This is a genomic window from Pedobacter zeaxanthinifaciens (genome assembly GCF_003313335.1).
Taxonomy (GTDB): domain Bacteria; phylum Bacteroidota; class Bacteroidia; order Sphingobacteriales; family Sphingobacteriaceae; genus Pedobacter; species Pedobacter zeaxanthinifaciens.
Genome location: NZ_QMHP01000009.1, coordinates 1 through 23,743 on the forward strand (window position 1 = coordinate 1; position 23,743 = coordinate 23,743).

Genomic DNA, 23,743 nt, shown 5'->3' on the forward strand with positions numbered 1-23,743 from the left:
GATGTGGCCAGTTCGCAAAAAAAGGAGTGGCCAGTTTTGGAATAATCTACAACTAAAACTTGTTTCATCCGCTTTTCAGCAAGTTCAGCACTTTTTTCTTCGTTGTCCGATTTTAGTGGATTGTAAATTATGTCGTGGTAATAAAGGGTAAATAAAATGGTTTCCCAATTTTGTATTTTTTTCTTTACTTCAGTCAATTGAATCAGTAAAGTATCAAGGTGCAGTAAAGTGTGATAATGTCTTTTTTTGCTTGTATAGTTTTTCTCAATTTCTGTCCATAGTTCATTTGTCAGACCGTTATTGTCTGTGTAGTTTGTCAAAAGTTGTATGAATGTTTCTTTTAGCACGGTCGTTTTTTTAAAATCACAGCTAACGTTTTCGGGCTTACCGAAGGGGGGAATTTTTACCGCTGAACTTCATTCGGAGAACTGAACATTCGGATTGAACAAATGTGTCTGCGGAGCACGAAACCCCGCCTTTTGGGTAGGTGCTGTTAGCACTCGTTTTTATTTTCGTGCCGTAATTCATACTTCAATTATGTGCGCTTCAAAAATTGTCTGCAAGTCCTTTTTTGATTTGTTGCTCTCAAACTTGAAGGCACCCATTGTAAGGGCGTAAGCAAAGATGAGCATTCCAAAAGGAATTATTGTCGCTGGATTAAATTCCGACTTGCTAAATGCTTGCATCAGAAAAGCCAAACATCCAAGTCCAACTCCACCACACCAAATACATAAAAAGACTATTACAAAAATATGCAGTCTCATTTTCACTTTGATTGTCAATCCATCAAAGTCTCTTTCGATAACTCCATTAATTCTCGGTAGAAATGAATTTCGATAACTTATAATTCTTTTAATATTAAATGCCTGACCGCTAATTTGTCCTTCATAGGATTTTGTCGAGCCGCTACCGAAAACACCAAACCTAAATGTCTTTTCAGGTTCAATGTAGTCTGAAAGTCTTCTAATGAGTTCATCCTCTTTCAATCGAGTTTTATAAATAATATTTTCAGCCGGTAAAAATTTCATTGTCGTTGGTCGTCTTTTTAAAATGAGTGCTAACTTAATTACTCCCCCTCATTAAATGGCGTTAATACACCGAAAAATTGGCGGCTTTGCGCAACATCAGCGTTATTTATTCTAATAAAATCTTCGGAAATCTACAGGGAGCGCCGAACGTTAATTGCACCTAAGCTAGTAGATTACTTTAACGTTTGCAAATTAATTTGTGGGATACCAAAGGAGTTTTATGCAGTGCTTTTTACACATGTTTAGCTGTATGCTTCCTAATGCAAAGCCTTCATTTACTTACCAGTTATTTTCTTCCTGTGGTTTTGTCCCCAATCACGTAAAGCTTTCATCACTTCGTATAAAGTTTCTGCATGTGCTGTAACTTGATATTGAACTGTCGGTGGAAAAGTGTCGTAAACGGTACGACACACCAAATGATTTGCTTCTAGGTCCTTTAGTTCTTTTGACAGCATTTTGTCGCTGATTCCTTCTACTTCTCTCGCAATTTCTTTGAAACGTTTTGCACCACCCGATAATGAAAACAAAATAGGGAGCTTCCAACTGCCGCTCAACGTCTCCATTGCATCTTTAATGGCACGAATGCCTGTCGGATCACATATCATTGTCTTTGCCATAGCCGAACAAAATTACATTACTAACCTGAATGTAAGTGCTAACCGTTGGGTTAGCGCTTACCGTTGGTTAGCGAATATAGGTAGTTTTGTAACGTCAAATGAAAAATTTAAAGAAAACATGAACAAAGACAAAAAAATCTACTGGATAGTAACCATTATTGCAATGGCGCTGATTGTACTACCTTCATATTTTGCACCGCGTGAGTACCTAGAGGAAACGATGCGCAGAATGCAATTTCCAAGTTATTTTGGATTAGAACTGGATATTTTAAAAGTTGTTGGTGCCATAATTATTCTAATTCCCGTAATTCCAGCCATGTTCAAAGAATGGTCGTATGTCGGCTTCGGAATATTGCTGCTTTCAGCAAGTTTAGCACATTTTATTATCGATGGTTGGACAAAAGGCATGGCGCCGCTGGTTCCGTTTGCAATTCTTTCTGTGTCTTACTATTATTTCAGGAAACTGAATGATGTAAAGTAAAAATTTACGATTTTTTGCTACGTTACCATCAGCAACGAAAATTAAAAACAAACTTTAGGTGCAAGAGGCGTCCAGATTGTCGGCTGGCCACGGTTACTGTTTAATTAACTCTTGCAGCTCAGCATTTAAATCCTTCTTTTGCTTTTCAGTGTAAAATTCTGAGTTTGCTAATGAGTTGTTAAACGCTTTAATGGTTTCATCATAGCGCTGTTTAAGCTGTACTTGCGACTGTACGACATATAAATAAGCTTCTGAAAAATTCGGGTAGGCGTTTAACAAAATTTTCCACGCCTCAATAGCTTTATCATATTTCTTGTTGTTATAGAAATACCAACCTTTTCCATTTAAAATGCCAAGTGAAAAGTTAATTTTTTCGCCATAATTGGATAAGATATCTTTGTCGAGTGCTGGTTTAATACTCAAATCTGTTTGTTTATTCGAAATATACTTCGACTGTATGGCGTACCATTGTTCAAATATTTCATAAAGCGCCGTTTGGATAACTAAACCAGGCGTTGAGTTATGATCAGCTTCTTTAAAATGATAACCCCTCATGTCAAAAAGCGGATTTTGATTGCGCTTTTCAACAGCGTCCATTTTGGCAAAATCATCAGGATAATCATTTCCAATTCCGAAGCGATAGTATTTTTTATGAGTTAAGTTCCTGTTGTTTAACTTGCTTATCGAATCTGTTAGCTCCACATTTTTTTGAGAGAAAAAAGGGCTCATGGAGATAATTGCGCTCCAATCGGCTAACCGTGAGTTTACTATGGAAGTGGTAAAATAACCATACCTGGAATGTCCAATTAACAGTCGAAATTTAGAGGCCTTGTATTTTCTTTCAGCTAATGGAACCAGCTCGTAAAAAATGAATTTTTCATTCTCTAGCGCCTTACCGCCTGCGTCGGAGATTTGATATTGTGTTTCAATGTAGCGATATTTCTGCTCTGATTCCACACTAATGATAATCGATGAAGGCATTTGTTCATTACTGGTCAAATAGTCGATGGTCTGCAGAATGTAATTGTTACTACGTTTATTTTGCTTGTCAAATACAATGATTAATGGAAATTGATTATTTGTTTGCTCTTGGAATTCTATCGGAACCAGTATGGAAAGCTTTTTATCGAAACCAAGATGGCTTGACTTGATCGTGGTATCTTTTAATTTTTTATATCGCTCGTAGTTTTGTGCAAATAAAGAAGAAACGGCTAAAACGAAGGCTAATAGAGAGGCTAAATATTTTTTTATCATTATTTGGGTTTAAAGTAACTGAGTACATCTACGCATGTTGGGCAGTAAATAAAAGATAGCTTGTGCAATAGACATCGCCAGTTGATTAAAATTCAAAAGCTTTGGATATCATCCAAGTGCCAATGGCTAAATTAGGGGATAGCTTTAAGGTATGCAAATCAATTCTGCTAACAATAACGGTGTTCAGCTTAATAGCAAAGTTTGTGGTATAATTTTCAGGTAGTTAACGGCCAAATAAAAAAAAGCCGAAAAGTAAATGCTTTTCGGCTCTAATATTCAATTATTTGCGCTATTTCTTTTGGTATTTACTCCATTGCGCCACGCCATCAGGCTCTGCGTTGGTTACTTCCTCGCTTTTGATTTTGCTGAGCTCTGCGTCCATTTGTTTTGTTTCCGCCAGTTCAGCTTCTTTTTTCTTATCTGCCTTACTTAGCCCTTTGGTTTTGCTTACATGTGCAATCGGATCTTCAATGTATTCCCAATCTTTACCCATATTTGGCATTTCACCTTCATTCCATGGCCCTTTGGCGCTTTCTGGAGAGGATAAGTTAAAATACTGCTGTGTAAACCTAGGGTCGGCTTGTAAAACTCCCGGCGGGAAATTTGGTTCAACGGTAGATAAAGCGGCTTCGAACATTTTGTAATGCGCCACCTCCCGAGTCATCAAAAAGGAAAGTGTATCCTTTACATAAGGGTCGTCGGTAAACTTCATCAAATGCTCATACACCAGCTTCGCTCTCGATTCAGAGGCTAAATTACTTCTAAGGTCAACCGTTAAATCGCCGTTAGAATGGATATAAGAGGCACACCATGGAATCCCTTGACTGTTGGCTAGTCGTGGCCCGCCAGCACTTAGAATGTCGAAGTGGGGGTTAGCTTGTAGCGCTTCATGAATCAGCGAATCTCTAGTTCCACGTCCGTCCATAGATGCCATGATTTCCGATTGGTCGGCGGCATCTTTCAGCTCTCCGTTTACACCTTTCAAAAGCATTTGAATAGTGGCGCCAACAATTTCTAGGTGACTAAACTCTTCTGTAGCAATATCCATTAGCATATCATACTTGTCAGGATGCGGCATTTTAGCATTAAAAGCCTGGGTAAAATACTGCATTGCAGCAGCTAATTCTCCATTTTCGCCTCCAAATTGTTCTAAAAGGATATTCGCAAAGCGAGGATCTGGCCTAGAGACCCTGGCATTAAATTGTAGATCTTTTACGTGATAAAACATAGTGATTAATTTTGTGGTTGGTATGCAGTTGTTATGTGGTTTAAAAAGTAACTCTTGGCATGCTTTGTTTCTATTTTCCACAAAACAGGTATTATGCATCATATTGCTCTAGTTTTCGGGGAAACTACCTTTCACCATTGCGTGCTATGCGGGTTTTGCTCAAACACCGTCATGTTTCTAAACAAAAGCTAGTGCCTGTTGTATGAATTGGTAACGATTGTTTCTGTTCATTTAAAAACTTAAATTATGCTAGCAATGGAATACCGCGGCCCGTATAGGGTACGCACAGTGGAAAAGCCTATGCCCCAAATACTGCATCCCGAAGACGCGATTGTAAGGGTTACCCGTACTTGCATTTGTGGTTCTGATTTGCATTTGTACCATGGGATGGTTCCAGATACAAGGGTGGGCTCTACCTTCGGGCATGAATTTGTAGGCGTGGTTGAAGAGGTTGGCCCTTTGGTGCAAAAGCTGAAAGTGGGCGATCAAGTGTTGGTGCCATTTAACATAGCTTGTGGCAAATGTAACTTTTGTAAACAGGGTTTGTACGGTAATTGCCACGAGTCTAACCCTATGGCAACCGCAGTTGGTGGTATTTTTGGCTATTCGCACACAGCTGGAGGCTACGATGGTGGACAGGCGGAGTATGTTCGTGTGCCTTATGCAGATGTTGGTCCTACTGTAATACCACCAGATATGGATCCAGATGATGCGGTGTTATTGACAGATGTAGTGCCTACAGGTTATCAAGCTGCTGAAATGGGGGGAATTAAACAAGGTGATACCGTAGTAATTTTTGGTGCCGGCCCCATTGGGATTATGGCTGCCAGGTGCGCATGGTTTTTTGGACCTTCGAGAGTAATTATTATTGATCATGTAGATTATCGTTTAGAATTTGCCCGTAATTATGCTTATTGCGAAGCCTATAATTTTAAAGAAATGGATGATCCAGTAGTGTTTTTGAAAAAAACCACAGATTGGTACGGTGCCGATGTTTGTATTGATTGTGTGGGTTGCGAGGCTGAAGGTAATGCACTTCAAACATTTAGTGGCCGCATAGCTATGTTGCAGGCCGGTGCTGGAACCGCGTTACAATGGGCTATCAATTCCGTTAAAAAAGGTGGGATTGTTTCCATAGTAGGGGTGTACGGACCGCCATTTAATTTAATTCCCATCGGTAATGTGCTCAACAAAGGCATTACTATAAGGGCTAATCAGGCTTCCGTAAAACGACTTTTGCCTAAACTGATTGATCATGTACAGCAAGGGCGGTTAAATCCTAAAGGCTTAATTACGCATAAGGTTCCGTTGGAAGATGTTGCTGATGCCTACCGTCTGTTTTCTTCAAAGCTGGATAATTGTATAAAAACTGTTTTAATTCCATCAACTAAAGCTTAACAATATGAAACTTCATGAAAATTATAAAGATATTCCGGGATGGGGGATGGATGCAGATCCAGAAAATGAACCAACTTATCCGATGAAAAACTATACGGGAGATGATCATCACCGATCTGATTATCCACGCTCAGCTCCCCAACCTAAAGATGTGGAAATATTAATGTCTACAGAACGACCAAAAATTAGCGCCGTATTTGGGAATACCGTGCCGCCTAGTGGCTTAAGTGGTAAAATTCGGCGTTATGCTTTTAGCCATAGTGAAGATAGGTATAGACATTGGCTTCCGTTAATTTTGGCAGATAGGATTAACGTGGTGGAAGGAATTGTTAGTGATATTAAGAAAGGGCATGTGCCTAACATGTTTGCAGAGCGAGGTTGGAAAATGGAGATCAAGCATAATGCAAAGGGTTTTGCTCTTAAAGTAGCTACCACTGCAGCTTTGGGTATTGCTATGTATTGGTTGCTTTGTGGCAAAAAACGTAAGTAATTGAGGCTTATAGTTCAAATAGAGCCTTTCTAATGCTAAGAATGTATAACTTCCATTGTTATGCAGGCTAGCTAAATAGATTCCTCCTAACGTCGGAATGACAGGTAGGAACGACAATGGAGTTACTGGTATTTGTACCTTGAATGGCAGCTTGTCCTAGTATCGCTGCTTTTTAACGCTCGTCGTTTGTCATCCGCAAGCTTCAGGGGGCAGGCCATCCCTCGGGTTGATAAATAGTACGTCCATTCCTATCTCGTCATCCTGAATTTATTTCAGGATCTGTAGGCTGGGATGCTCATGGTTGTCATCCGGAGCGAAGTTAAGAATGTATAACTTCCATTGTTATGCAGGCTAGCTAAATAGATTCCTCCTAACTCGGAATGACAGGTAGGAACGACAATGGACTTACTGGTATTGTACCTTGAATGGCAGCTTGTCCTAGTATCGCTGCTTTTTAACGCTCGTCGTTTGTCCTCCGCAAGCTTCGGGGCAGGCCATCCCTCGGAATGATAAGTAGTACCTCCATTCCTATCTCGTCATCCTGAATTTATTTCAGGATCTGTAGGATAGGATGTTCATGGTTGTTATCCAGAGCGAAGCTAAGAATCTATAACTTCCATTGTTATGCAGGCCAGCTAAATAGATTCCTCCTAACGTCGGAATGACAAGTAGGAACGACAATAGACTTACTGGTATTGGTTACTTTGCGGCAAAAAACGTAAGTAATTGAGGCTTATAGTTCAAATAGAGCCCTCCTAATGCTCATACTTGTCATTCAGAGCGCAGGATCTAAACATTCGTTAATTGCCTTAGAAGAGATCAAGTAAAGTCTAACTATATTCCTCCCCGAAGCTTCGGGACAGGCCATCCCTCGGGTTGATAAATAGTACGTCCATTCCTATCTCGTCATCCTGAATTTATTTCAGGATCTGTAGGCTGGGATGCTCATGGTTGTCATCCGGAGCGAAGTTAAGAATGTATAACTTCCATTGTTATGCAGGCTAGCTAAATAGATTCCTCCTAACTCGGAATGACAGGTAGGAACGACAATGGACTTACTGGTATTGTACCTTGAATGGCAGCTTGTCCTAGTATCGCTGCTTTTTAACGCTCGTCGTTTGTCCTCCGCAAGCTTCGGGGCAGGCCATCCCTCGGAATGATAAATAGTACGTCCATTCCTGTCTCGTCATCCTGAATTTATTTCAGGATCTGTAGGCTAGATGTTCATGGTTGTCATCCAGAGCGAAGCCAAGAATGTATAACTTCCATTGTTATGCAAGCCAGCTAAATAGATTCCTCCCAACGTCGGAATGGCAAGTAGGAACGATAGTGGAGTTACTGATATTTGTACCTTGAATGGCAGCTTGTCCTAGTATCGCTGCTTTTTAACGCTCGTCGTTTGTCATCCGCAAGCTTCAGGGGGCAGGCCATCCCTCGGGTTGATAAATAGTACGTCCATTCCTATCTCGTCATCCTGAATTTATTTCAGGATGTGTAGGCTGGGATGCTCATCGTTGTCATTTTAGAGCGAAGCTAAGAATGCATAACTTCCATTGTTATGCAAGCCAGCTAAGTAGATTCCTCCTAACGTCGGAATGACAGGTAGGAATGACGATGGAGTTGCTGGTATTGGTTGCTTTGCGGCAAAAAACGTAAGTAACTGAGGTTTATAGTTCAAATAGAGCCTTTCTAACGCTCATAGTTGTCATCCAGAGCGAAGCTAAGGATCTAAACATTCGTTCATTTCCGTTGAAGAGATCAAGTAAAGCTAACTAGATTCCTCCCCGAAGCTTCGGGGCAGGCCATCCCCAGAATGAGAGCATGAAGAATAGTTAAACAGTTGCTTTATAAAAGCAAAAACCCCGAGTTAAACTCGGGGTTTTGTTATAATTAAAGGTTGTTATTCACCTTTTTGTTTTCTGCCAAGAACTGAATTGCCTTTACCGTAGAAGAAGTAAACAGCAATACCTAATCCCATCCAAAGTGCTAACCTGATCCAAGCTTCAATTGGTAATGAAGACATCAAGTAAACGCACACGATAATACCTAAAATTGGCACCAAAGGCACTAAAGGAGTTCTGAAAGGACGCTCTCTATTAGGATCGGTTTTACGTAAAATCATTACACCAATACAAACTAATGAGAAAGCTAGCAAAGTACCGATAGATACCATGTGACCTAAATCTGTAACTGGAACAAAGCCTGCAAATAAACTTACAAACACCATAAAGAACAAGTTAGTTTTCCAAGGAGTTCTGTATTTCGCATGAATACTTCCGAAGAATTTAGGCAATAAACCATCTTTAGACATTGTATAGAAAACCCTTGATTGGCCCATTAACATTACTAAGATTACTGAAGTGTAACCAGCTAAAATAGCAATGATTAATCCCATTTGAAGGAAACTATATCCTGTTACTTTAAATGCCGTTGCTGCTGGAGAAGCATCACCTTTGAAAACTTGGAAAGGTACTAAGCCAGTCATTACGTGAGCAAATAAAATATATAATACGGTACAAACTGCTAATGAACCTAAAATACCAATTGGCATTCCTTTTTGAGGGTTTTTAGCTTCTTGAGCTGCAGTTGAAACAGCGTCAAATCCAATAAACGCAAAGAATACTAATGCTGCACCCGAGGCAATACCAGAAATACCAAACTGACCACGTAAACCAGTATTTTCAGGGATGTAAGGATGATGGTAAGCTGGATTGATGAATTTCCATCCAAGGCCTATGAACAACAATACTACAGCTACTTTCACTACCACTAGGAAGTTGTTTAAACTTGCTGATTCTTTTGTACCACGCATTAACAATAAAGAAAGTAATGATACGATTACTACCGCTGGTAAATTGATACCGCCGCCATCACCCTCAGCAAAAGTTTTGCTCAGATAGGTAGGCAGTTCAAGTCCGAACTCGTGTAGTAATTTGTTGAAATAGCCAGACCATGATACACCAACGGTGGCAGCACCTAAGGCATACTCTAATACTAAATCCCAGCCAATTACCCAAGCCATAAACTCGCCCATGGTAGCGTAAGAATAAGTGTAAGCACTTCCCGCTACAGGAATCATTGAGGCAAATTCGGCGTAACATAATCCCGCGAATGCGCAACCTACAGCTGCTAAAATAAACGATAAAGTTACCGCAGGACCTGCGTGTTCCGCTGCTGCGATACCAGTTAACGAGAATAAACCAGCACCGATAATTGCTCCAATACCTAGTGCAACTAAACTTGTGCTACTTAAAGTACGTTTGAGCGTGCCTTCACCACTTTCTGCCGATTCGGCAACAAGTAAATCAATAGGCTTTTTTAAATTCATAAAATGATTAATTAGTTAGTTAGTCTGTTTTGTTGATTAAAATAACGCACCAAACCTAAAAAAAAATATCTACAATTGAAAAAGGGATTTTTTGCAAAATCCCTTTCCGAAGTAACAATTTAGTGTTTTTCCATTAAGCATGAGCGTTTAACGTTGCAACAGCCGTTTTTCTTAGCAACAATTTCATGTTTTCCAAGTTGATTTAATGCTGAAGTAGATTGCCCTGCATTGATAGAAATATAAGGTGCAATTACCAACGATACAATAGACATCAATTTAATTAGAATATTCATTGAAGGTCCCGAAGTATCTTTAAATGGATCTCCAACGGTATCACCAGTTACAGATGATTTATGCGGCTCCGATTTTTTGTAATACATTTCGCCATTAATTTCTACACCTTTTTCGAAAGATTTTTTAGCATTGTCCCATGCACCACCTGCATTTGATTGGAAAATTCCCATCAATACGCCTGAAACGGTTACACCTGCTAATAAACCACCCAATACTTCTGGGCCAAAAATAAAGCCTACAATTACGGGTGTAATCAAAGCAATGGCACCAGGCAGTAACATTTCGCGAATAGAGGCTTGCGTAGAAATAGCCACACATTTTTCGTATTCTGGTTTGGCTTTGTATTCCATAATGCCGGGAATTTCTCTAAACTGGCGACGTACCTCCTGTACCATGTCCATTGCGGCTTTACCTACCGCTTGGATACATAATGCCGAGAATACAAAAGGAATCATGCCGCCCACAAATAATCCAGCTAAAACTGGTGCTTTATAAATGTCAATTGCAGAAATGCCTGCAATGCCCACAAAGGCAGCAAATAAAGCCAATGAAGTTAACGCTGCAGAAGCAATAGCGAAGCCTTTTCCGGTAGCTGCAGTGGTATTGCCCACAGCATCCAAATTATCTGTACGCTCACGAACTTCTGGAGGTAATTGACTCATCTCTGCAATACCGCCAGCATTATCCGCAATTGGTCCAAAAGCGTCAATCGCTAATTGCATCGCTGTGGTAGCCATCATTCCGGCAGCAGCAATAGCTACACCGTATAAGCCCGCAAAATAATACGAAGCCATAATTCCACCAGCTAACACCAAGATAGGAATTACTGTAGATTTCATTCCAACTGAAAGTCCGGCAATAATGTTAGTAGCGTGTCCGGTTGAGGATTGTTGGATGATAGAGTTTACCGGGCCTTTGCCCATTGCGGTGTAATATTCAGTTACAATACTCATAATAGCACCAACTACTAAGCCTACAATAATGGCGTAAAATACATTGATGCTCGAAAATTCGTAACCGCGTAAGCTTAAGTTTTCAGGAAGCATCCATTTCACTAATACGAAAGAAGTAATAGCAGTAATAATAATCGACGACCAGTTGCCTAGGTTCAATGCGTTTTGTACGTTAGATTTTTCGTCTTTAATGGTAACAAACCAAGTTCCAATAATGGAAGCAATAATACCCAGTCCGCAAATAACCATTGGTAACAAAATAGGAGACATGCCACCAAAATTATCCGTCACTACAATTTCTTGCCCTAGTACCATTGTTGCTAAAATCGTAGCAACATACGAACCAAATAAATCTGCGCCCATACCTGCTACGTCACCTACGTTATCACCTACGTTGTCCGCAATGGTTGCAGGGTTGCGTACGTCATCTTCAGGGATACCAGCTTCAACTTTACCCACTAAATCTGCACCTACATCGGCCGCTTTGGTGTAAATACCACCGCCCACACGAGCAAATAAAGCAATAGATTCAGCTCCTAATGAAAATCCGGTAAGCACTTCAATAGCAGTTCTCATTTCGTTGCTGTTGGCACTAATTACATTGAAATACTTTAAAAACACGATGAACAAGCCGCCTAGGCCTAAAACAGCTAAGCCAGCCACGCCTAAGCCCATTACCGTACCACCAGTGAAACTTACTTTAAGGGCTTGTTTCAAGCTAGTTCTTGCTGCTTGTGTGGTTCTCACATTGGCTTTAGTAGCTGATTTCATGCCGATATATCCTGCTGTTGCAGAAAACACAGCGCCAATGATGAAGGAAATAGAGATGATCCAACTAGAATGTATCTCTTGGCCATTTACTTCGGTTACCGTGCCAGAATACGCTAATAACGCTGCGGCTAAGATGGCGAATATGCCCAAGATTTTCCATTCTGCCTTTAGGAAAGCCATAGCACCATCTGCAATGTACCCGGCCAGTTCTTGCATGTTGGCATCGCCGGCATCCTGTTTGTTAACCCAGGCGCTTTTTACGGCCATCACCAAAATACCTACCAAGCCAAGTAGGGGAATTACATAAATAAGATTGTTTTGTAAAAAATCCATAGTTCAAATTTATATTTAGTGTTTAGTTGATAATCAATCTACAAGGTAGTAAAAAAGATATTTCATTGTCAAGATATTTTATCAGCTAAAAAATAAAATTGTAACAAATGCGTAGTCAACTTCCAAATATGCTGTTGTAAGCAATTCATCCGCTTTTTTATCAGGGTGTTTGGATTTCAATATTCATCTCTTTTTTTATCTTAGCTAACAATAAACTAAACTAACTGAACTAAAAATGGAAAATCAACAAGAAGAAAACTCTTCTAAACGTAAACTAGGGCTTTTTGATGGCGTAATGCTTGTAATGGGTTCTATGATTGGTAGCGGTATATTTATAGTAAGTGCCGATATCATGAGGAACCTAGGTTCTGGCTATTGGTTAATTGTGGTTTGGCTCATCACCGGGGTTATGACGGTTGCTGCGGCAATTTCTTACGGCGAGCTTTCATCTATGTTTCCCAAGGCGGGAGGGCAGTATACCTACTTGAAAGAAATTTTCGGTAGGATGATGGGTTTTCTTTACGGTTGGGGCTTATTTGCGGTAATACAAACTGGTACTATTGCCGCCGTGGCAGTAGCTTTCGGGAAATTTACGGCGTATTTAATCCCCGCTTTAAATGATGCGGCGCCAATTTTCCAAAGCGGAGGTTATAAAATAACTTGGATTCAAATCTTGGCTATCGCGATTATTTTGTTGCTGACTTACATCAATACTAAAGGTGTGGAAGGCGGCAAGTTGTTGCAAAATGTATTTACAGGCTCAAAAATTGTGGCACTAATTGGCTTGATTTTGTTGGGCTTTATTTTAGTTAAAAGTAACTTTTGGGCTGATAATATGAGCTTTGGCTGGGCGGCCTTCAAAAATTTAAATACGGATGCCAGCGGTAACTTCCTGAAATCAGGTTGGGAGTCCATTTCCGGCATGGCCATTATGGGCGGTATTGCTGCGGCAATGGTTGGTTCGGTGTTTTCAAGTGTAGCGTGGGAAAATGTAACATTCGTTTCGGGAGAGATGGAAAATCCAAAGAAAAATGTGGTGCGTTCCATGGTTTTGGGAACCAGTGCAGTAATGGTATTGTACTTATTGGTCAATTTCGTATACCTTAATGCGCTTGATAGAGATGCGATTGCATTTGCAGCTAACGATAGGGTAGCGGTTGCAGCCTCTGAGAAGATTTTCGGTAGTGGAGTAGGAACTTATGTAATAGCCATTTTAGTGATGATCTCAACTTTTGGTTGTGTAAACGGCATTGTGTTGGCGGGCGCTAGGGTTTTTCAAACCATGGCTCAAGATGGCATGTTTTTCAAAGCTGCAATCCAAAACAATAAAAATGGTGTTCCTGAAAAATCACTTTGGATGCAAGGTATTTGGGCATCGGTTTTGTGTTTAAGCGGACAATACGGAAATCTACTGGATATGATTTCTTTTGTGATTGTGTTATTTTACATGATTACCGTATTTGGCGTCATCTACTTGCGATTTAAAAAACCGAATTTGGAACGCCCGTACAAAACTTGGCTATATCCCATTACGCCAATTGTTTATTTGCTAATTGGCACAGCATTTTGCGTGCTATTGCTTATCTATAAACAACAATATACTTGGCCCGGACTAATCATCGTACTACTTGGTTTACCTATATATATATTAATTAATAAAAAGAAGACTGTAGAATAGCTTGCTACAAAAAACATTTAAAGGCGATTGGGTTTGAAACTCAGTCGCCTTTTTTATTGAAAAGTAGTTTCAGTAGTTCTTGTTTTAATAAGTTTATTACCCGGAGCGCAACGAAGAGCCTATTTTAAAGTGGGTTTGGCATAAGAGAACTATACTATATGCTAGCGATAGCACCTCAAATCTTCGTTCAGCTAATTTTCGGTCTCTTATTTTTCGGGTTGTACCAATAAGCCAAAGCACTTTCTTTGAAAGAAAAATAAGCAACCGAGAGTTTTTGTTACTTTTTGCGGTCAAAAAGTAAGAGCCCAGCGGCGGCGAGCTAAAAGAATACTATTAAATGCAAATTTCAAGAGTTGTAAAAGTACTTATCCCGAACTTACGTTGTTTTACATGTTAGTAGACTTTTTAAAACTCTGAATGAATGCGGCTAGCTAGATCTTGCTTAAAACAGTTGCTACTTTTTAAAATCATTCTTTATTCAAACTAGTTTGCTACTGTTTGCTGAAAACGGGTTACTGCCAACTTTTTTTCTTATTTTTGCGGCAATGGCTACAGCATTAGATTGGGGAATTAGAGGTTATAACAACTACGGCGCTTACTTACGCAAGCATTACGATGGACAGCGTGTATTTAAAGTAATTGTTGATGGCGGTTTTACTTGCCCTAATCGTGACGGCAGCAAGGGTTACGGAGGTTGTACCTATTGTAATGTAGATTCTTTTACACCTGAGCTTTCAAGAAAATTGCCGACCATACGCGAACAACTGGTTCAAGGTATGGAAAGAGCCGAAAAAAACTACGCTGCCGATAAGTTTATCGTTTATTTTCAGCCCAATACCAATACTTACGCTCCAACGCATTATTTAAAGATGATGTATGACGAAGCTTTATCAATCAATAGTGATAAAGTGGTTGGTTTTGCCGTAGGTACCCGCCCCGACTGTATTGATGCGGAAAAGGTGGCGCTGTTGGAAAGCTACGCCGATAAGTACGATGTGGATTTAGAGATGGGTATGGAGTCAATTTATGATGAAACGCTAACTCAAATCAATCGCGGTTGCAGCCACGGTGAATTTGTAGAAGCAGTTAAGCTGCTTGAGAACACTAAACTTAACCTTTGTGTGCATACGATTTTTGGCTTCCCTTGGGAAACAAGAGAGATGATGCATGGTTATATTCACGAAATTAATCGTTTTCCTCAAATTAAATTTGTCAAATTTCATCATTTGCACATTGTTGAGGGCTCAATTATGGGTGTTAAATATAAAAGGGAGCCTTTTAAACTATTTAGTTTGGAAGAATATACTGACCTGCTCTGCGAATTGATTCCGATGCTGCGTCCAGATATTGTTATCCAACGACTTTTTGGTATTTCTGATTACGATTTGTTAATTGCTCCAAACTGGGGTAAAAATAAGTCATCTATACAAACCTACATTGATAAGGAAATTGAGCGTAGGGGTATAATTCAAGGGTCGGCTTACAAAGCTTAATTTTTTCTTACGTATAACTGATATTACTGCTTTCTGCGGGTAATTTTGATTTATATATCATTTTTTTTTCAATTTTCGGTTCGATTTTCAGTGTAATTGAATCTTTTTGTAGCTTTTTTTTTAAAATTTCACTTTTTTAAATTTTTGTTGGTGTTTTTTTGTTGTTTGTATCGTATTTATGTTGTTTTTTGTTTTGTTTTTTATTTTAAATTGTATTTTATTGCTTATTTGTTGGTTTATTTTATCAAAAAATGAAAAATTATCAAAAATTTAATAAAATGTTAATGAAAATTTAAATGTTATTTGTAATTTAGGTTTAAAATCAAACACTAAAATTTAAATTATGAGTAAAGTTTTATTTAAACAGTGGGCTCCCTTCGCGATTTTAATCGCTTTTGCGGTGGCTGCATTATTTATTCCTTTAACAGCCAACTTTGATGATGGAAAGTACAGCGGTCCTGACGTTGCTTTCATTTTAGTTGCTACCGCTTTGGTATTTTTGATGACGCCAGGATTGGCGTTCTTTTACGGCGGGATGGTACATCGTAAAAATGTATTGTCAACAATGATCAAAAGTGTGGTGGCTGCAGGAGTAATTTCTGTATTATGGGTAGTTGTTGGCTTCAGTTTAGCCTTCGGCGAATCCATTAACGGTTTAATTGGTAGCCCTAAAACATTTTTCTTCTTCCAAGGAGTTAATTCGGGTCCGGCATGGGGTACTATTCCTTTGTCGCTTTTTGCAATTTTCCAATGTATGTTTGCCATCATTACACCTGGCTTGGTAGTTGGTGCGGTAGCAGAGCGTATCCGTTTTACGGCCTACATCCTGTTCATTGTGTTATTTGCCATCTTTGTTTATTCGCCTTTGGCACACTGGACTTGGCATGCAGATGGCATTTTGTTTAAAATGGGCGTTTTAGATTTTGCTGGTGGTACCGTAGTGCATATTTCAGCTGGTATGGCTGCATTAGCAGGTGCTTTGGTATTGAAACGCAGAAGATCTCATTTAGAGCATAAAGAAGTTCCTCCTGCCAATATCCCTTACGTATTAATTGGTACTGGTTTACTTTGGTTTGGCTGGTTCGGTTTCAACGCAGGTTCAGCGCTAGGTGCAAATGCCTTAGCAGTGTCTGCTTTTGTTACTACCAATGTTGCAGCGGGTTCTGCAGGCTTATCTTGGATGTTTTTTGATGCCGCAAGAGGTAAAAAACCTTCCGTGCTAGGTTTCTGTATTGGTGCAGTTGTTGGTTTGGTAGCCATTACTCCGGGTGCTGGCTTTGTAAGTATTCCTTCAAGCATATTTATAGGTGTGTTTGCTGCTATTGTATCTAACTTAGTAGTGTCTTGGAAACAAAAAACTGCATTAGATGATACTTTAGATGTATTCCCTTGCCATGGTGTTGGCGGTATAGTTGGTATGCTTTTAACAGGTGTATTTGCTACAAAAACTGTAAATGGCGCTGGCGTTGACGGCTTGCTTTATGGAAATCCTGAATTTTTCTTAATACAGTTAAAAGGCATGTTGCTTGTAGTAGTATTCAGCTTTGTAGTATCCTTCGCTATTTTTAAAGTAATTAACCTTATTCTTCCAATTCGCGTAAGCGCTGATGAAGAGGAGGAAGGTTTGGACGCAAGTCAACACAATGAAAAGTACACTCAAGGTACTTTGATCGTATCTGGACAAGAAGTTCCAAATATATAGTCTACACTTTCGCTTAGGCCAAGTTAAAATCATGATGTTAAATTGTTTTGATATATAAATCATCCTCTCTGGTAATTCAACTACCAGAGAGGTGATTAAATGGTGAGACTCGGATGGGTTGAGCCAGTATCATCAATTTTTTGAGTACAGCTTCAGGTAAGAAGCTGGGTGGGTTTGCTTTGATTAAATTTTGCGCTATGCTATATGGTTTTCCTTGTTGGAAAGCTCAATAAATCAATTATTTAACTTTTAATTCTTTGAGAAAATGAAAAATAATATAGCTGCACTATCCCTTCTTTTATTAAGCACCGCAACAGTAGCCGTTGCACAAGAAAAAGCATCTCCACTTGAAATTTCAGGTTCGGTAGATACCTATTTTAAATATGATTTTAACAAATCAGGAAATATCAAGACCTATTTTGCAGGAGAGCAAAATTCGGTTTCATTGGGTATGATTGATTTGGCACTCAAAAAAACAACAGGAAAGGCTTCCTTCGTAGGAGAGCTTTCTTTCGGCCCAAGGGGGCAATACGAATCTATTCCAGATGCTGCTGGTGGCTATAGTGCAACCGCTAATGGTTTCAATATCCAAAATCTTTATATCAACTACGCATTTTCAGATAAATTTAGCATGGCGGCAGGCTATATGGGAACTTTTGTAGGTTACGAGGTGATTTCCCCAGCCGCAAACTTCAACTATTCTACTTCTTACCTTTTTGGTTCGGGGCCATTTCAAAATGCTGGTATTAAAGGAACTTACAGCTTTTCAGATAAAGTGTCTTTAATGTTAGGCTTGTTCAACGAATGGAACCAATACCGTGCTTCTAGGGGCGTTTCAAGTGTAGGCGGTCAGTTGATGGTGTCGCCTGTTAAAGGTTGGACAGCCTACCTTAATGGCTTACATGGCTTAGATGGTTATGGCAACTACAGCACAGTTTTAGATTTGACAACGGCCTATCAAATCAGCGAAAAGGTTAAAATTGGCTTAAATGCTGCCGACTTAAATGCTGGCGACGATAAATTTGGTTATTCAGGTGTAGCGTTGTATCCACAATATGCATTCACCTCTAGCGTAGCACTAGGTTTAAGGGGCGAATATTTTACTTATAAAGGAATTTCGGGGGCACCTAATACCAGCGTAACTTCAATTACCCTTTCTGGTAACATTAAATCTGGTGGCCTAACTTTCATTCCTGAAGTACGTTTTGATAACGATAAAGATTTTAGTCAGGGCTTTTTGAAAAGCGACGGCACTACGTTAACAAAATCTGCTTCTCAGTTTTCATTAGCAGCAGTTTACAGCTTTTAGTACTTGCTTCGGACAAGCAGCTAATCACAACCGTAGGCGCCTCTTTTTGGGGCGCCTCATTTTTAGAATCATTTTTATGAAATCATTAAGAACTTTATTGGTACTATTTGCTATCTGTTTTCAACTTAAAGCGCAAAAAAACATTGAACTTTTAAAGGATGAAACTGGAAAGTACACCTATTACGAAGTGGTTTTAACTCAAGTTGCTGGCGATAGTTTAATGTTGAGGATGACAGATTTTATTGCGAAGAATGGAAAAGAGCTACGAATGCAAAGTAAATCGGCTATGGGAATAATAGCTGATGGAAAGATGGTGATCCATAAAAGTTTAGCGATAGCCTCGCACCCCACAGGTGAAATTAAATACAACTTCAACTTTGAAAAAACAACAAATAAGTATAGGTTTTGGCTAACTGATTTTCAGTTGGTTCCATATTCCAAAGATAGATATGGGAACTTTGTACCGAGCACTACAATTGCTGCTCCATTGGAAAAGGAAGTTGGAAAATCAGCGAAAGAACAGTGGGAAGATTATAAGCTGCAAGTAGCTACATACGCCACTGATTTTGCTGATAGATTGAAGCTGCATTTGGCAAGTTCTGGCAAAGTAACGCCAAAGCCAGAGGAGAAGAAAGTGATTTCTAAAACTTGGTAGGTGATAGGGATCAGGTATTAGGAGTCAGGTATCAGTTTTATGTGAAAAGTTTTTAGTAGAGGTTCGATTTGCAAGTCATGAATGGTATTTAAGTTAGTGAATGCTACGAACTAGTATATTCCTTGACTGCTTCGCACTTAAAGCAACCAAACTGACCCCTGATTCCTGACCCCTGATCCCTAATACCTAACCACTAATCCCTAAATCCTAATCCCTTCAATGCACCATCTTATCGGCACAGGTTGAACTTGCAAAAGCTTCGGGCTTGGCTTTGAAAATAAACCCCATACTTAAGATATAGCCCATTGCCTCGTTTAATGCTTTATTGGATTTAAAAGATGGGTTAGTGTTAATATCTGCATGCACTTCCAAATCAACATCGTAAATATCTAATAAATCGCAAATGGAATATGCCGTTTCGATAGATTTTTGCACTTCTAAAAGCATGCGCTCCTTGATGCCCATTTGTTGAGTGGTTTTTTCTTGAGCAATGTACATGAAACCACCGTGATGCTTCCTAAGCAAAACAATAACAGTCGCAAAATCGATATGGCTTGCTTTAACTTGAGAATCGGTGCCGATACAAACTTTGAGTTTATAGCCGTTTTCAGTTTCGCGTAAAATGGCTTTTTCTACTTCTTCTAAAATTGACGAATGAATAACTTCGCCACTAAATTTTTTCCAGGTCATAAGTTATTGATATTAAGAGGTAAGTAACCTAAATGAGGTTAAATAAAGTTAACTGCTTACCGTTAAAGTTGTATTAACTATAGGTTGTTTATTTGCTAACATTTACCTGTTTATCAACAAGTTGTAGGTGTGTTTTGTGTGAAGTTTTGTTGCTCGGTTAATTTTGGTAATCTTATTTCCCAATTCGTAATCTTTAAATAAAACCTACCTTTGTATTATGGAAGTGCAAAAACTGCTCTCAAACCTTCGCATTGCTCAATTAAATGATTTGCAAACGGAAGTAGCTGAAAAGGCTAAACTCAATAAAGACCTGCTTGTATTAGCGCCTACGGGTTCGGGTAAAACTTTAGCTTTTTTGATACCCGTACTGCAAAAATTGCAAAGCGGTAAGAAGGGTGTGCAGTGTTTAATTTTGGTGCCATCTAGGGAATTAGGCCTTCAAATTGAGCAGGTTTTTAAGCAAATGGGTACTGGATTTAAGGTAACCTGTTGCTATGGTGGCCACTCGGTAAAGCTGGAGCGCCAAAGTTTAACCGAGGCACCTGCTGTTTTGATTGGAACGCCGGGGCGTATTGCCTATCACATAAGGGAAAACAATTTTGACTTTGGTGCTATCGACTATCTGGTGTTGGATGAGTTTGATAAATCCTTGGAATTTGGTTTTGAGGAGGACATGTCGTTTATTATTGGAGGCTTAAAAAATTTGAAGCAACGCTTTCTTATTTCGGCCACTGAAATGCAGCAAATACCTCAGTTTACAGGCTTAAACGATGAAATTAAAATCAGTTTTTTGTCTGCAGTTGACGTTGTGCCGGATTTAAAATTGATGCGTGTAGATACAGCCGCAGAAGAAAAGTTGGAAACGCTTTTTAAATTGATTTGTAAGATAGGCGATCAATCGATGTTGATATTCTGTAACCACAGGGAAGCAGTAGAACGCATAAGTGATTTGTTGATAGAGAAAGATTTGGTACACGATATTTTCCACGGTGGGATGGAGCAGGAGGATAGGGAGCGAGCCTTGCTGAAATTTAGAAATGGGAGCATCAAAATATTAATTACTACTGATTTGGCTGCTAGAGGCTTGGATATTCCTGAAGTTGGCTACATCATTCACTATCAGTTGCCGCATACCAAAGATGCGTTTGTGCATCGCAATGGTAGAACGGCCAGAATGAAGGCCGCCGGCACCGCATATTTGATATTTTCGGAAGGAGAAAAGTTTGCGTATTTGGAAGATACGATAGATACGGAGGATTTGAATGATAATTACGCCGTACCGCCAGATAGCGAGTGGCAAACCATTTATTTGGCTGCGGGTAAAAAAGATAAGGTGAATAAAATAGATATTGTAGGGTTTTTACTAAAGGTAGGTGGCCTAGCAAAAGATGATGTGGGATTAATTGAAGTGAAAGATGTAAGTGCTTATGCTGCTGTAAAGCGTAAATTAGCGCCTCAGTTAGTTAAGCAACTATCAGGACAAAAAATTAAAGGAAGAAAAGTAAAGGTAGAAATAGCGAGTTAGGGTCAGGAGTTAGGTATCAGGGATTAGGAGTTAGGAGTTAGGTATTAGTTTTAATGACCAATTATCAAATTCCAATTATCAAATTTCAATGCCATTAACTAAAAGCCAAACAACTAAAAAACCAAACAACTAAACAACAAATTAAAATATGAGCAATAACGAAGTAATGAAAAAATTGAGGGTAGCGCTTTCGCTAACTACCGACGATATTATCGAAATATGTAAACTGGTTAATTTCTCTGTAACTAAAAGCGAGTTGGGCGATATCTTTAGAAAGGAAGACCACCCAAACTTTAAAAAATGCGGCGACCAAATTTTAAGAAATTTCCTAAACGGCTTAGTAATTTATAAACGCGGTCCCAGAGAAGAAAAATAATTAGTTGATATTGTGCCTAATGGCCTTCTGATTAATCAACTTTTCGATTTTTTCTAACAATACATCCATTTTAAAAGGCTTTGGCATGAAATCATCCGGTGGAGTATCCAATGTGTTGATTTCTTCTGCTTTGTAAAGACCAGACATCATTAAAACAGGAATGTGTTTAGTTTTGCTGTTAGACTTAATTTCTTTGCAAATTACACGACCGTCAATTTTTCCCAATACAATGTCAAGTATGATTAAATCGGGGTTAAAATTTTGGATATGCTCGTGAATGTTCTCTGCTTCGGCCAGAGGCTCAACTTCGTAACCACCAATTTCTAGAACCAACTCAATGGTATCTAACACTTCCTCATCATCATCTACTACTATAATTCGTTTCATGTGTGCAAATATAATATTGTTGAACTATTTACCTAACAACCAATTGTGCTTAGGGTTTAAACAATTTTAACATTTAACTAAAAATAACGTTTTGCTTGGCCAAATGCTGGGTTAATAGACCATAGTAGCACTACTTTAAGTTAGATAAACCTTGGCGAAGCGGTTATAGCCAACGCAGTGCAGCTATTTGAGCAAAGCAAAGGGCTTAATTTGCCTAAATGTGCCGCTGTTGCTTTCCTGATATCTTTTTGAGATGTGAAATTTTCGCTTTTAAATGTGCCTCATATACCGATGCAGAAATAAATTCAGCATGACGACAACGAAGTTATTTACATGGGCCTTTAAGTGATGTTGCATCCCGTACTCACATTGTTTTAGCTACGTAAGATTTTTTCCATTGCTTTTCCTTTGGCAAGCTCGTCAATTAATTTATCCAGATAACGTACCTGCTGAATTACTTTGTCGTCAATTTCTTCCACTCTATAACCACAAATTACCCCTGTTATTTTTGATGCATTGGGGTTCATCTTTGGAGCGTTAGCGAAGAAAGTTTCAAAATCAGTTTTATCATCTAAAACTCGCTGCAATTCTTCTTCGTTGTAGCCGGTAAGCCAAGAGATAATAGTGTCTACTTCCGCTTTGGTACGGCTCTTTTTCTCCGCTTTTGCAATATAATGTGGGTACACGCTTGCAACAGACATGCGATAAACTCGTTCGTTATTTTTGGCGTTCATTAGGCTTTAAATTAGTTGTTGCAAATTAGCATTTTAGTATAAACAAAAAAAGTCACCCAATTGGATGACTTTTTAAAACTATTTAAGTTAATTAGAAGTAGAATTGAACGCCTAGTTTAGGAGCAAAAGTATTTGCCTCTAAACCGAAGCTGTTGGTTTTTACTTTAGCGCCAGTATTTTCAGCTTTTGTAGTGAAATTTTCATAGCCTAAACCGTTAACAGAAAACTCAATACCAACTTTTTTATTAGGGAAGAAAGCAAAACCAGGAGCCACATTAACACCAATTGATGTAGTTGTTCCTAATTTAGCGCCGGTATCACCGTTTGTGTTTACATCTTTAACGGTACCAAAAGCCAAAGGCACTGATAACTGTCCAAAGAATTTAAATTGATCAGTTAGGTTTACGTAGTAACGACCAAAAGGAGCTACTTCAAACGCTTCATTCTGGTTACGAGTACTTACTGATTTGTTATAGTTGTAACCTACGCCTGTACCAACTGCAAAGTTGTTGCCTACAAAGAAACCTACGTTTGGTACTACGCTAAAATTTACATCGGCTTTAGCGGCACCATCAACTTTTGTACTATTGAAACCAACGTTACCACCTAAAATTATTTTTCCTTTTTCTGTTTGTGCATTTGCTCCGAAAGTAATGGCTGCTACAGCCACTAACGATAATAAAAGTTTTTTCATTGTTTTTTAAATTGTTTTTAATCTGTAATGAAGCTATCCGATAACTCGGATGGTTTCATTGTTTTTTAAATTATTTATGTGTTGTATCAATGATCTTATTTGACCATTTGACAGCTGAAGTTCAAATGCTGTTCCTAATTGAAAATTTGTCAGGCGTGCCAAAAACGCTGTTTTTTGTTTAATCAATTGATTAATAATTGGTTTGTTTTTTCGGGCTGTTTTTGAAATTATACTGCGTTGACAAAACCACTTGTTAGTGACATTTTGGTGATTTTTTGATGGTTTTACAACTTGCCGATTTGGCATTTTTTGTCAGTTTGTGGCA

The 23,743-nt window shown here is 39.0% G+C and carries 22 protein-coding genes; 10 read left to right on the plus strand and 12 right to left on the minus strand.

Annotation, left to right across the window (positions count from 1 at the left end):
* The 3 genes from DUT68_RS13675 to DUT68_RS13685 all read right to left on the minus strand — a co-directional run.
* On the minus strand, positions 1 to 347 hold a 347-nt coding region (locus tag DUT68_RS13675; protein WP_198659598.1), incomplete at its 3' end, for a hypothetical protein.
* Between the two features lie 177 nt (positions 348 to 524).
* Positions 525 to 1,028: a hypothetical protein gene (locus tag DUT68_RS13680; protein ID WP_113638776.1), complete on the minus strand. Its 504-nt coding sequence runs from the start codon at positions 1,026 to 1,028 to the stop codon at positions 525 to 527.
* Positions 1,029 to 1,303: 275 nt separating this feature from the next.
* Entirely contained in the window at positions 1,304 to 1,633 is a 330-nt protein-coding gene (locus DUT68_RS13685) for a winged helix-turn-helix transcriptional regulator (RefSeq protein WP_113638777.1), read from the minus strand.
* Here DUT68_RS13685 and DUT68_RS13690 point away from each other — a divergent pair.
* Entirely contained in the window at positions 1,611 to 2,126 is a 516-nt protein-coding gene (locus tag DUT68_RS13690) for a DoxX family protein (protein WP_157960868.1), read from the plus strand. The two genes, DUT68_RS13685 and DUT68_RS13690, sit on opposite strands and share 23 nt — an antisense overlap.
* A 93-nt stretch (positions 2,127 to 2,219) precedes the next feature.
* On the opposite strand, the gene DUT68_RS13695 is transcribed toward DUT68_RS13690, so the two are convergent.
* Positions 2,220 to 3,380: an alpha/beta hydrolase-fold protein gene (locus DUT68_RS13695; RefSeq protein WP_113638779.1), complete on the minus strand. Its 1,161-nt coding sequence runs from the start codon at positions 3,378 to 3,380 to the stop codon at positions 2,220 to 2,222.
* Positions 3,381 to 3,669: 289 nt separating this feature from the next.
* Positions 3,670 to 4,608: a manganese catalase family protein gene (locus tag DUT68_RS13700; protein ID WP_113638780.1), complete on the minus strand. Its 939-nt coding sequence runs from the start codon at positions 4,606 to 4,608 to the stop codon at positions 3,670 to 3,672.
* A 246-nt stretch (positions 4,609 to 4,854) separates the two neighbouring features.
* Between DUT68_RS13700 and DUT68_RS13705 the strand changes: the two genes are divergently transcribed.
* Positions 4,855 to 6,006 carry a zinc-dependent alcohol dehydrogenase gene (locus DUT68_RS13705; RefSeq protein ID WP_113638781.1) on the plus strand — a complete coding sequence of 384 codons (1,152 nt, stop codon included), beginning with the start codon at positions 4,855 to 4,857 and terminating at the stop codon, positions 6,004 to 6,006.
* 4 nt (positions 6,007 to 6,010) lie between these two features.
* On the plus strand, positions 6,011 to 6,496 hold the full coding sequence (locus DUT68_RS13710; protein WP_113638782.1) for a hypothetical protein: 486 nt from the start codon (positions 6,011 to 6,013) through the stop codon (positions 6,494 to 6,496).
* Between the two features lie 1,900 nt (positions 6,497 to 8,396).
* Here the strand turns inward: DUT68_RS13710 and DUT68_RS13715 are convergent.
* A complete protein-coding gene (locus DUT68_RS13715; protein WP_113638783.1) occupies positions 8,397 to 9,824 on the minus strand; it encodes an amino acid permease in 1,428 nt (475 codons plus the stop codon).
* Between the two features lie 119 nt (positions 9,825 to 9,943).
* Positions 9,944 to 12,175, minus strand: coding sequence for a sodium-translocating pyrophosphatase (locus DUT68_RS13720; protein WP_113638784.1), 2,232 nt, complete (start codon positions 12,173 to 12,175; stop codon positions 9,944 to 9,946).
* Positions 12,176 to 12,410: 235 nt separating this feature from the next.
* On the opposite strand from DUT68_RS13720, the gene DUT68_RS13725 reads away from it, so the two are divergent.
* From DUT68_RS13725 to DUT68_RS13745, 5 genes are all read left to right on the plus strand, one after another.
* On the plus strand, positions 12,411 to 13,853 hold the full coding sequence (locus DUT68_RS13725) for an APC family permease (protein WP_113638785.1): 1,443 nt from the start codon (positions 12,411 to 12,413) through the stop codon (positions 13,851 to 13,853).
* 545 nt (positions 13,854 to 14,398) lie between these two features.
* The gene (gene mnmL / locus DUT68_RS13730) at positions 14,399 to 15,346 is read left to right on the plus strand and encodes a tRNA modification radical SAM protein MnmL/YtqA (RefSeq protein ID WP_113638786.1); all 948 of its coding nucleotides are present in this window, start codon (positions 14,399 to 14,401) and stop codon (positions 15,344 to 15,346) included.
* Positions 15,347 to 15,689: 343 nt separating this feature from the next.
* Positions 15,690 to 17,048: an ammonium transporter gene (locus tag DUT68_RS13735; RefSeq protein ID WP_113638787.1), complete on the plus strand. Its 1,359-nt coding sequence runs from the start codon at positions 15,690 to 15,692 to the stop codon at positions 17,046 to 17,048.
* Positions 17,049 to 17,313: 265 nt separating this feature from the next.
* On the plus strand, positions 17,314 to 18,357 hold the full coding sequence (locus DUT68_RS13740) for an outer membrane beta-barrel protein (RefSeq protein WP_113638788.1): 1,044 nt from the start codon (positions 17,314 to 17,316) through the stop codon (positions 18,355 to 18,357).
* 76 nt (positions 18,358 to 18,433) lie between these two features.
* Entirely contained in the window at positions 18,434 to 19,012 is a 579-nt protein-coding gene (locus DUT68_RS13745; RefSeq protein ID WP_113638789.1) for a DUF4468 domain-containing protein, read from the plus strand.
* A gap of 216 nt (positions 19,013 to 19,228) precedes the next feature.
* Here DUT68_RS13745 and DUT68_RS13750 read toward each other — a convergent pair whose 3' ends face one another.
* Positions 19,229 to 19,702: a ribonuclease H-like YkuK family protein gene (locus DUT68_RS13750; protein ID WP_113638790.1), complete on the minus strand. Its 474-nt coding sequence runs from the start codon at positions 19,700 to 19,702 to the stop codon at positions 19,229 to 19,231.
* Between the two features lie 217 nt (positions 19,703 to 19,919).
* Here DUT68_RS13750 and DUT68_RS13755 point away from each other — a divergent pair, with 217 nt between their 5' ends.
* On the plus strand, positions 19,920 to 21,227 hold the full coding sequence (locus tag DUT68_RS13755) for a DEAD/DEAH box helicase (protein WP_113638791.1): 1,308 nt from the start codon (positions 19,920 to 19,922) through the stop codon (positions 21,225 to 21,227).
* Between the two features lie 148 nt (positions 21,228 to 21,375).
* Positions 21,376 to 21,603 carry a DUF1456 family protein gene (locus tag DUT68_RS13760; protein WP_113638792.1) on the plus strand — a complete coding sequence of 76 codons (228 nt, stop codon included), beginning with the start codon at positions 21,376 to 21,378 and terminating at the stop codon, positions 21,601 to 21,603.
* On the opposite strand, the gene DUT68_RS13765 is transcribed toward DUT68_RS13760, so the two are convergent.
* The 4 genes from DUT68_RS13765 to DUT68_RS18500 all read right to left on the minus strand — a co-directional run bounded on the left by DUT68_RS13765 (position 21,604) and on the right by DUT68_RS18500 (position 23,724).
* Entirely contained in the window at positions 21,604 to 21,990 is a 387-nt protein-coding gene (locus tag DUT68_RS13765) for a response regulator transcription factor (RefSeq protein ID WP_113638793.1), read from the minus strand.
* A gap of 374 nt (positions 21,991 to 22,364) precedes the next feature.
* On the minus strand, positions 22,365 to 22,724 hold the full coding sequence (locus DUT68_RS13770) for a DUF2200 domain-containing protein (RefSeq protein ID WP_113638794.1): 360 nt from the start codon (positions 22,722 to 22,724) through the stop codon (positions 22,365 to 22,367).
* Positions 22,725 to 22,815: 91 nt separating this feature from the next.
* Positions 22,816 to 23,418 carry an outer membrane beta-barrel protein gene (locus DUT68_RS13775; protein ID WP_113638795.1) on the minus strand — a complete coding sequence of 201 codons (603 nt, stop codon included), beginning with the start codon at positions 23,416 to 23,418 and terminating at the stop codon, positions 22,816 to 22,818.
* Between the two features lie 33 nt (positions 23,419 to 23,451).
* A complete protein-coding gene (locus DUT68_RS18500; protein WP_113638796.1) occupies positions 23,452 to 23,724 on the minus strand; it encodes a hypothetical protein in 273 nt (90 codons plus the stop codon).
* Positions 23,725 to 23,743 lie beyond the last annotated feature (19 nt).

Bases quoted from the DNA above. Each gene is read 5' to 3' on its own strand.
- DUT68_RS13680 (WP_113638776.1), bottom strand. From the start codon at position 1,028: ATGAAATTTTTACCGGCTGAAAATATTATTTATAAAACTCGATTGAAA.
- DUT68_RS13690 (WP_157960868.1), top strand. From the start codon at position 1,611: ATGCCTGTCGGATCACATATCATTGTCTTTGCCATAGCCGAACAAAAT.
- DUT68_RS13685 (WP_113638777.1), bottom strand. From the start codon at position 1,633: ATGATATGTGATCCGACAGGCATTCGTGCCATTAAAGATGCAATGGAG.
- DUT68_RS13695 (WP_113638779.1), bottom strand. From the start codon at position 3,380: ATGATAAAAAAATATTTAGCCTCTCTATTAGCCTTCGTTTTAGCCGTT.
- DUT68_RS13700 (WP_113638780.1), bottom strand. From the start codon at position 4,608: ATGTTTTATCACGTAAAAGATCTACAATTTAATGCCAGGGTCTCTAGG.
- DUT68_RS13705 (WP_113638781.1), top strand. From the start codon at position 4,855: ATGCTAGCAATGGAATACCGCGGCCCGTATAGGGTACGCACAGTGGAA.
- DUT68_RS13710 (WP_113638782.1), top strand. From the start codon at position 6,011: ATGAAACTTCATGAAAATTATAAAGATATTCCGGGATGGGGGATGGAT.
- DUT68_RS13715 (WP_113638783.1), bottom strand. From the start codon at position 9,824: ATGAATTTAAAAAAGCCTATTGATTTACTTGTTGCCGAATCGGCAGAA.
- DUT68_RS13720 (WP_113638784.1), bottom strand. From the start codon at position 12,175: ATGGATTTTTTACAAAACAATCTTATTTATGTAATTCCCCTACTTGGC.
- DUT68_RS13725 (WP_113638785.1), top strand. From the start codon at position 12,411: ATGGAAAATCAACAAGAAGAAAACTCTTCTAAACGTAAACTAGGGCTT.
- mnmL (WP_113638786.1), top strand. From the start codon at position 14,399: ATGGCTACAGCATTAGATTGGGGAATTAGAGGTTATAACAACTACGGC.
- DUT68_RS13735 (WP_113638787.1), top strand. From the start codon at position 15,690: ATGAGTAAAGTTTTATTTAAACAGTGGGCTCCCTTCGCGATTTTAATC.
- DUT68_RS13740 (WP_113638788.1), top strand. From the start codon at position 17,314: ATGAAAAATAATATAGCTGCACTATCCCTTCTTTTATTAAGCACCGCA.
- DUT68_RS13745 (WP_113638789.1), top strand. From the start codon at position 18,434: ATGAAATCATTAAGAACTTTATTGGTACTATTTGCTATCTGTTTTCAA.
- DUT68_RS13750 (WP_113638790.1), bottom strand. From the start codon at position 19,702: ATGACCTGGAAAAAATTTAGTGGCGAAGTTATTCATTCGTCAATTTTA.
- DUT68_RS13755 (WP_113638791.1), top strand. From the start codon at position 19,920: ATGGAAGTGCAAAAACTGCTCTCAAACCTTCGCATTGCTCAATTAAAT.
- DUT68_RS13760 (WP_113638792.1), top strand. From the start codon at position 21,376: ATGAGCAATAACGAAGTAATGAAAAAATTGAGGGTAGCGCTTTCGCTA.
- DUT68_RS13765 (WP_113638793.1), bottom strand. From the start codon at position 21,990: ATGAAACGAATTATAGTAGTAGATGATGATGAGGAAGTGTTAGATACC.
- DUT68_RS13770 (WP_113638794.1), bottom strand. From the start codon at position 22,724: ATGAACGCCAAAAATAACGAACGAGTTTATCGCATGTCTGTTGCAAGC.
- DUT68_RS13775 (WP_113638795.1), bottom strand. From the start codon at position 23,418: ATGAAAAAACTTTTATTATCGTTAGTGGCTGTAGCAGCCATTACTTTC.
- DUT68_RS18500 (WP_113638796.1), bottom strand. From the start codon at position 23,724: ATGCCAAATCGGCAAGTTGTAAAACCATCAAAAAATCACCAAAATGTC.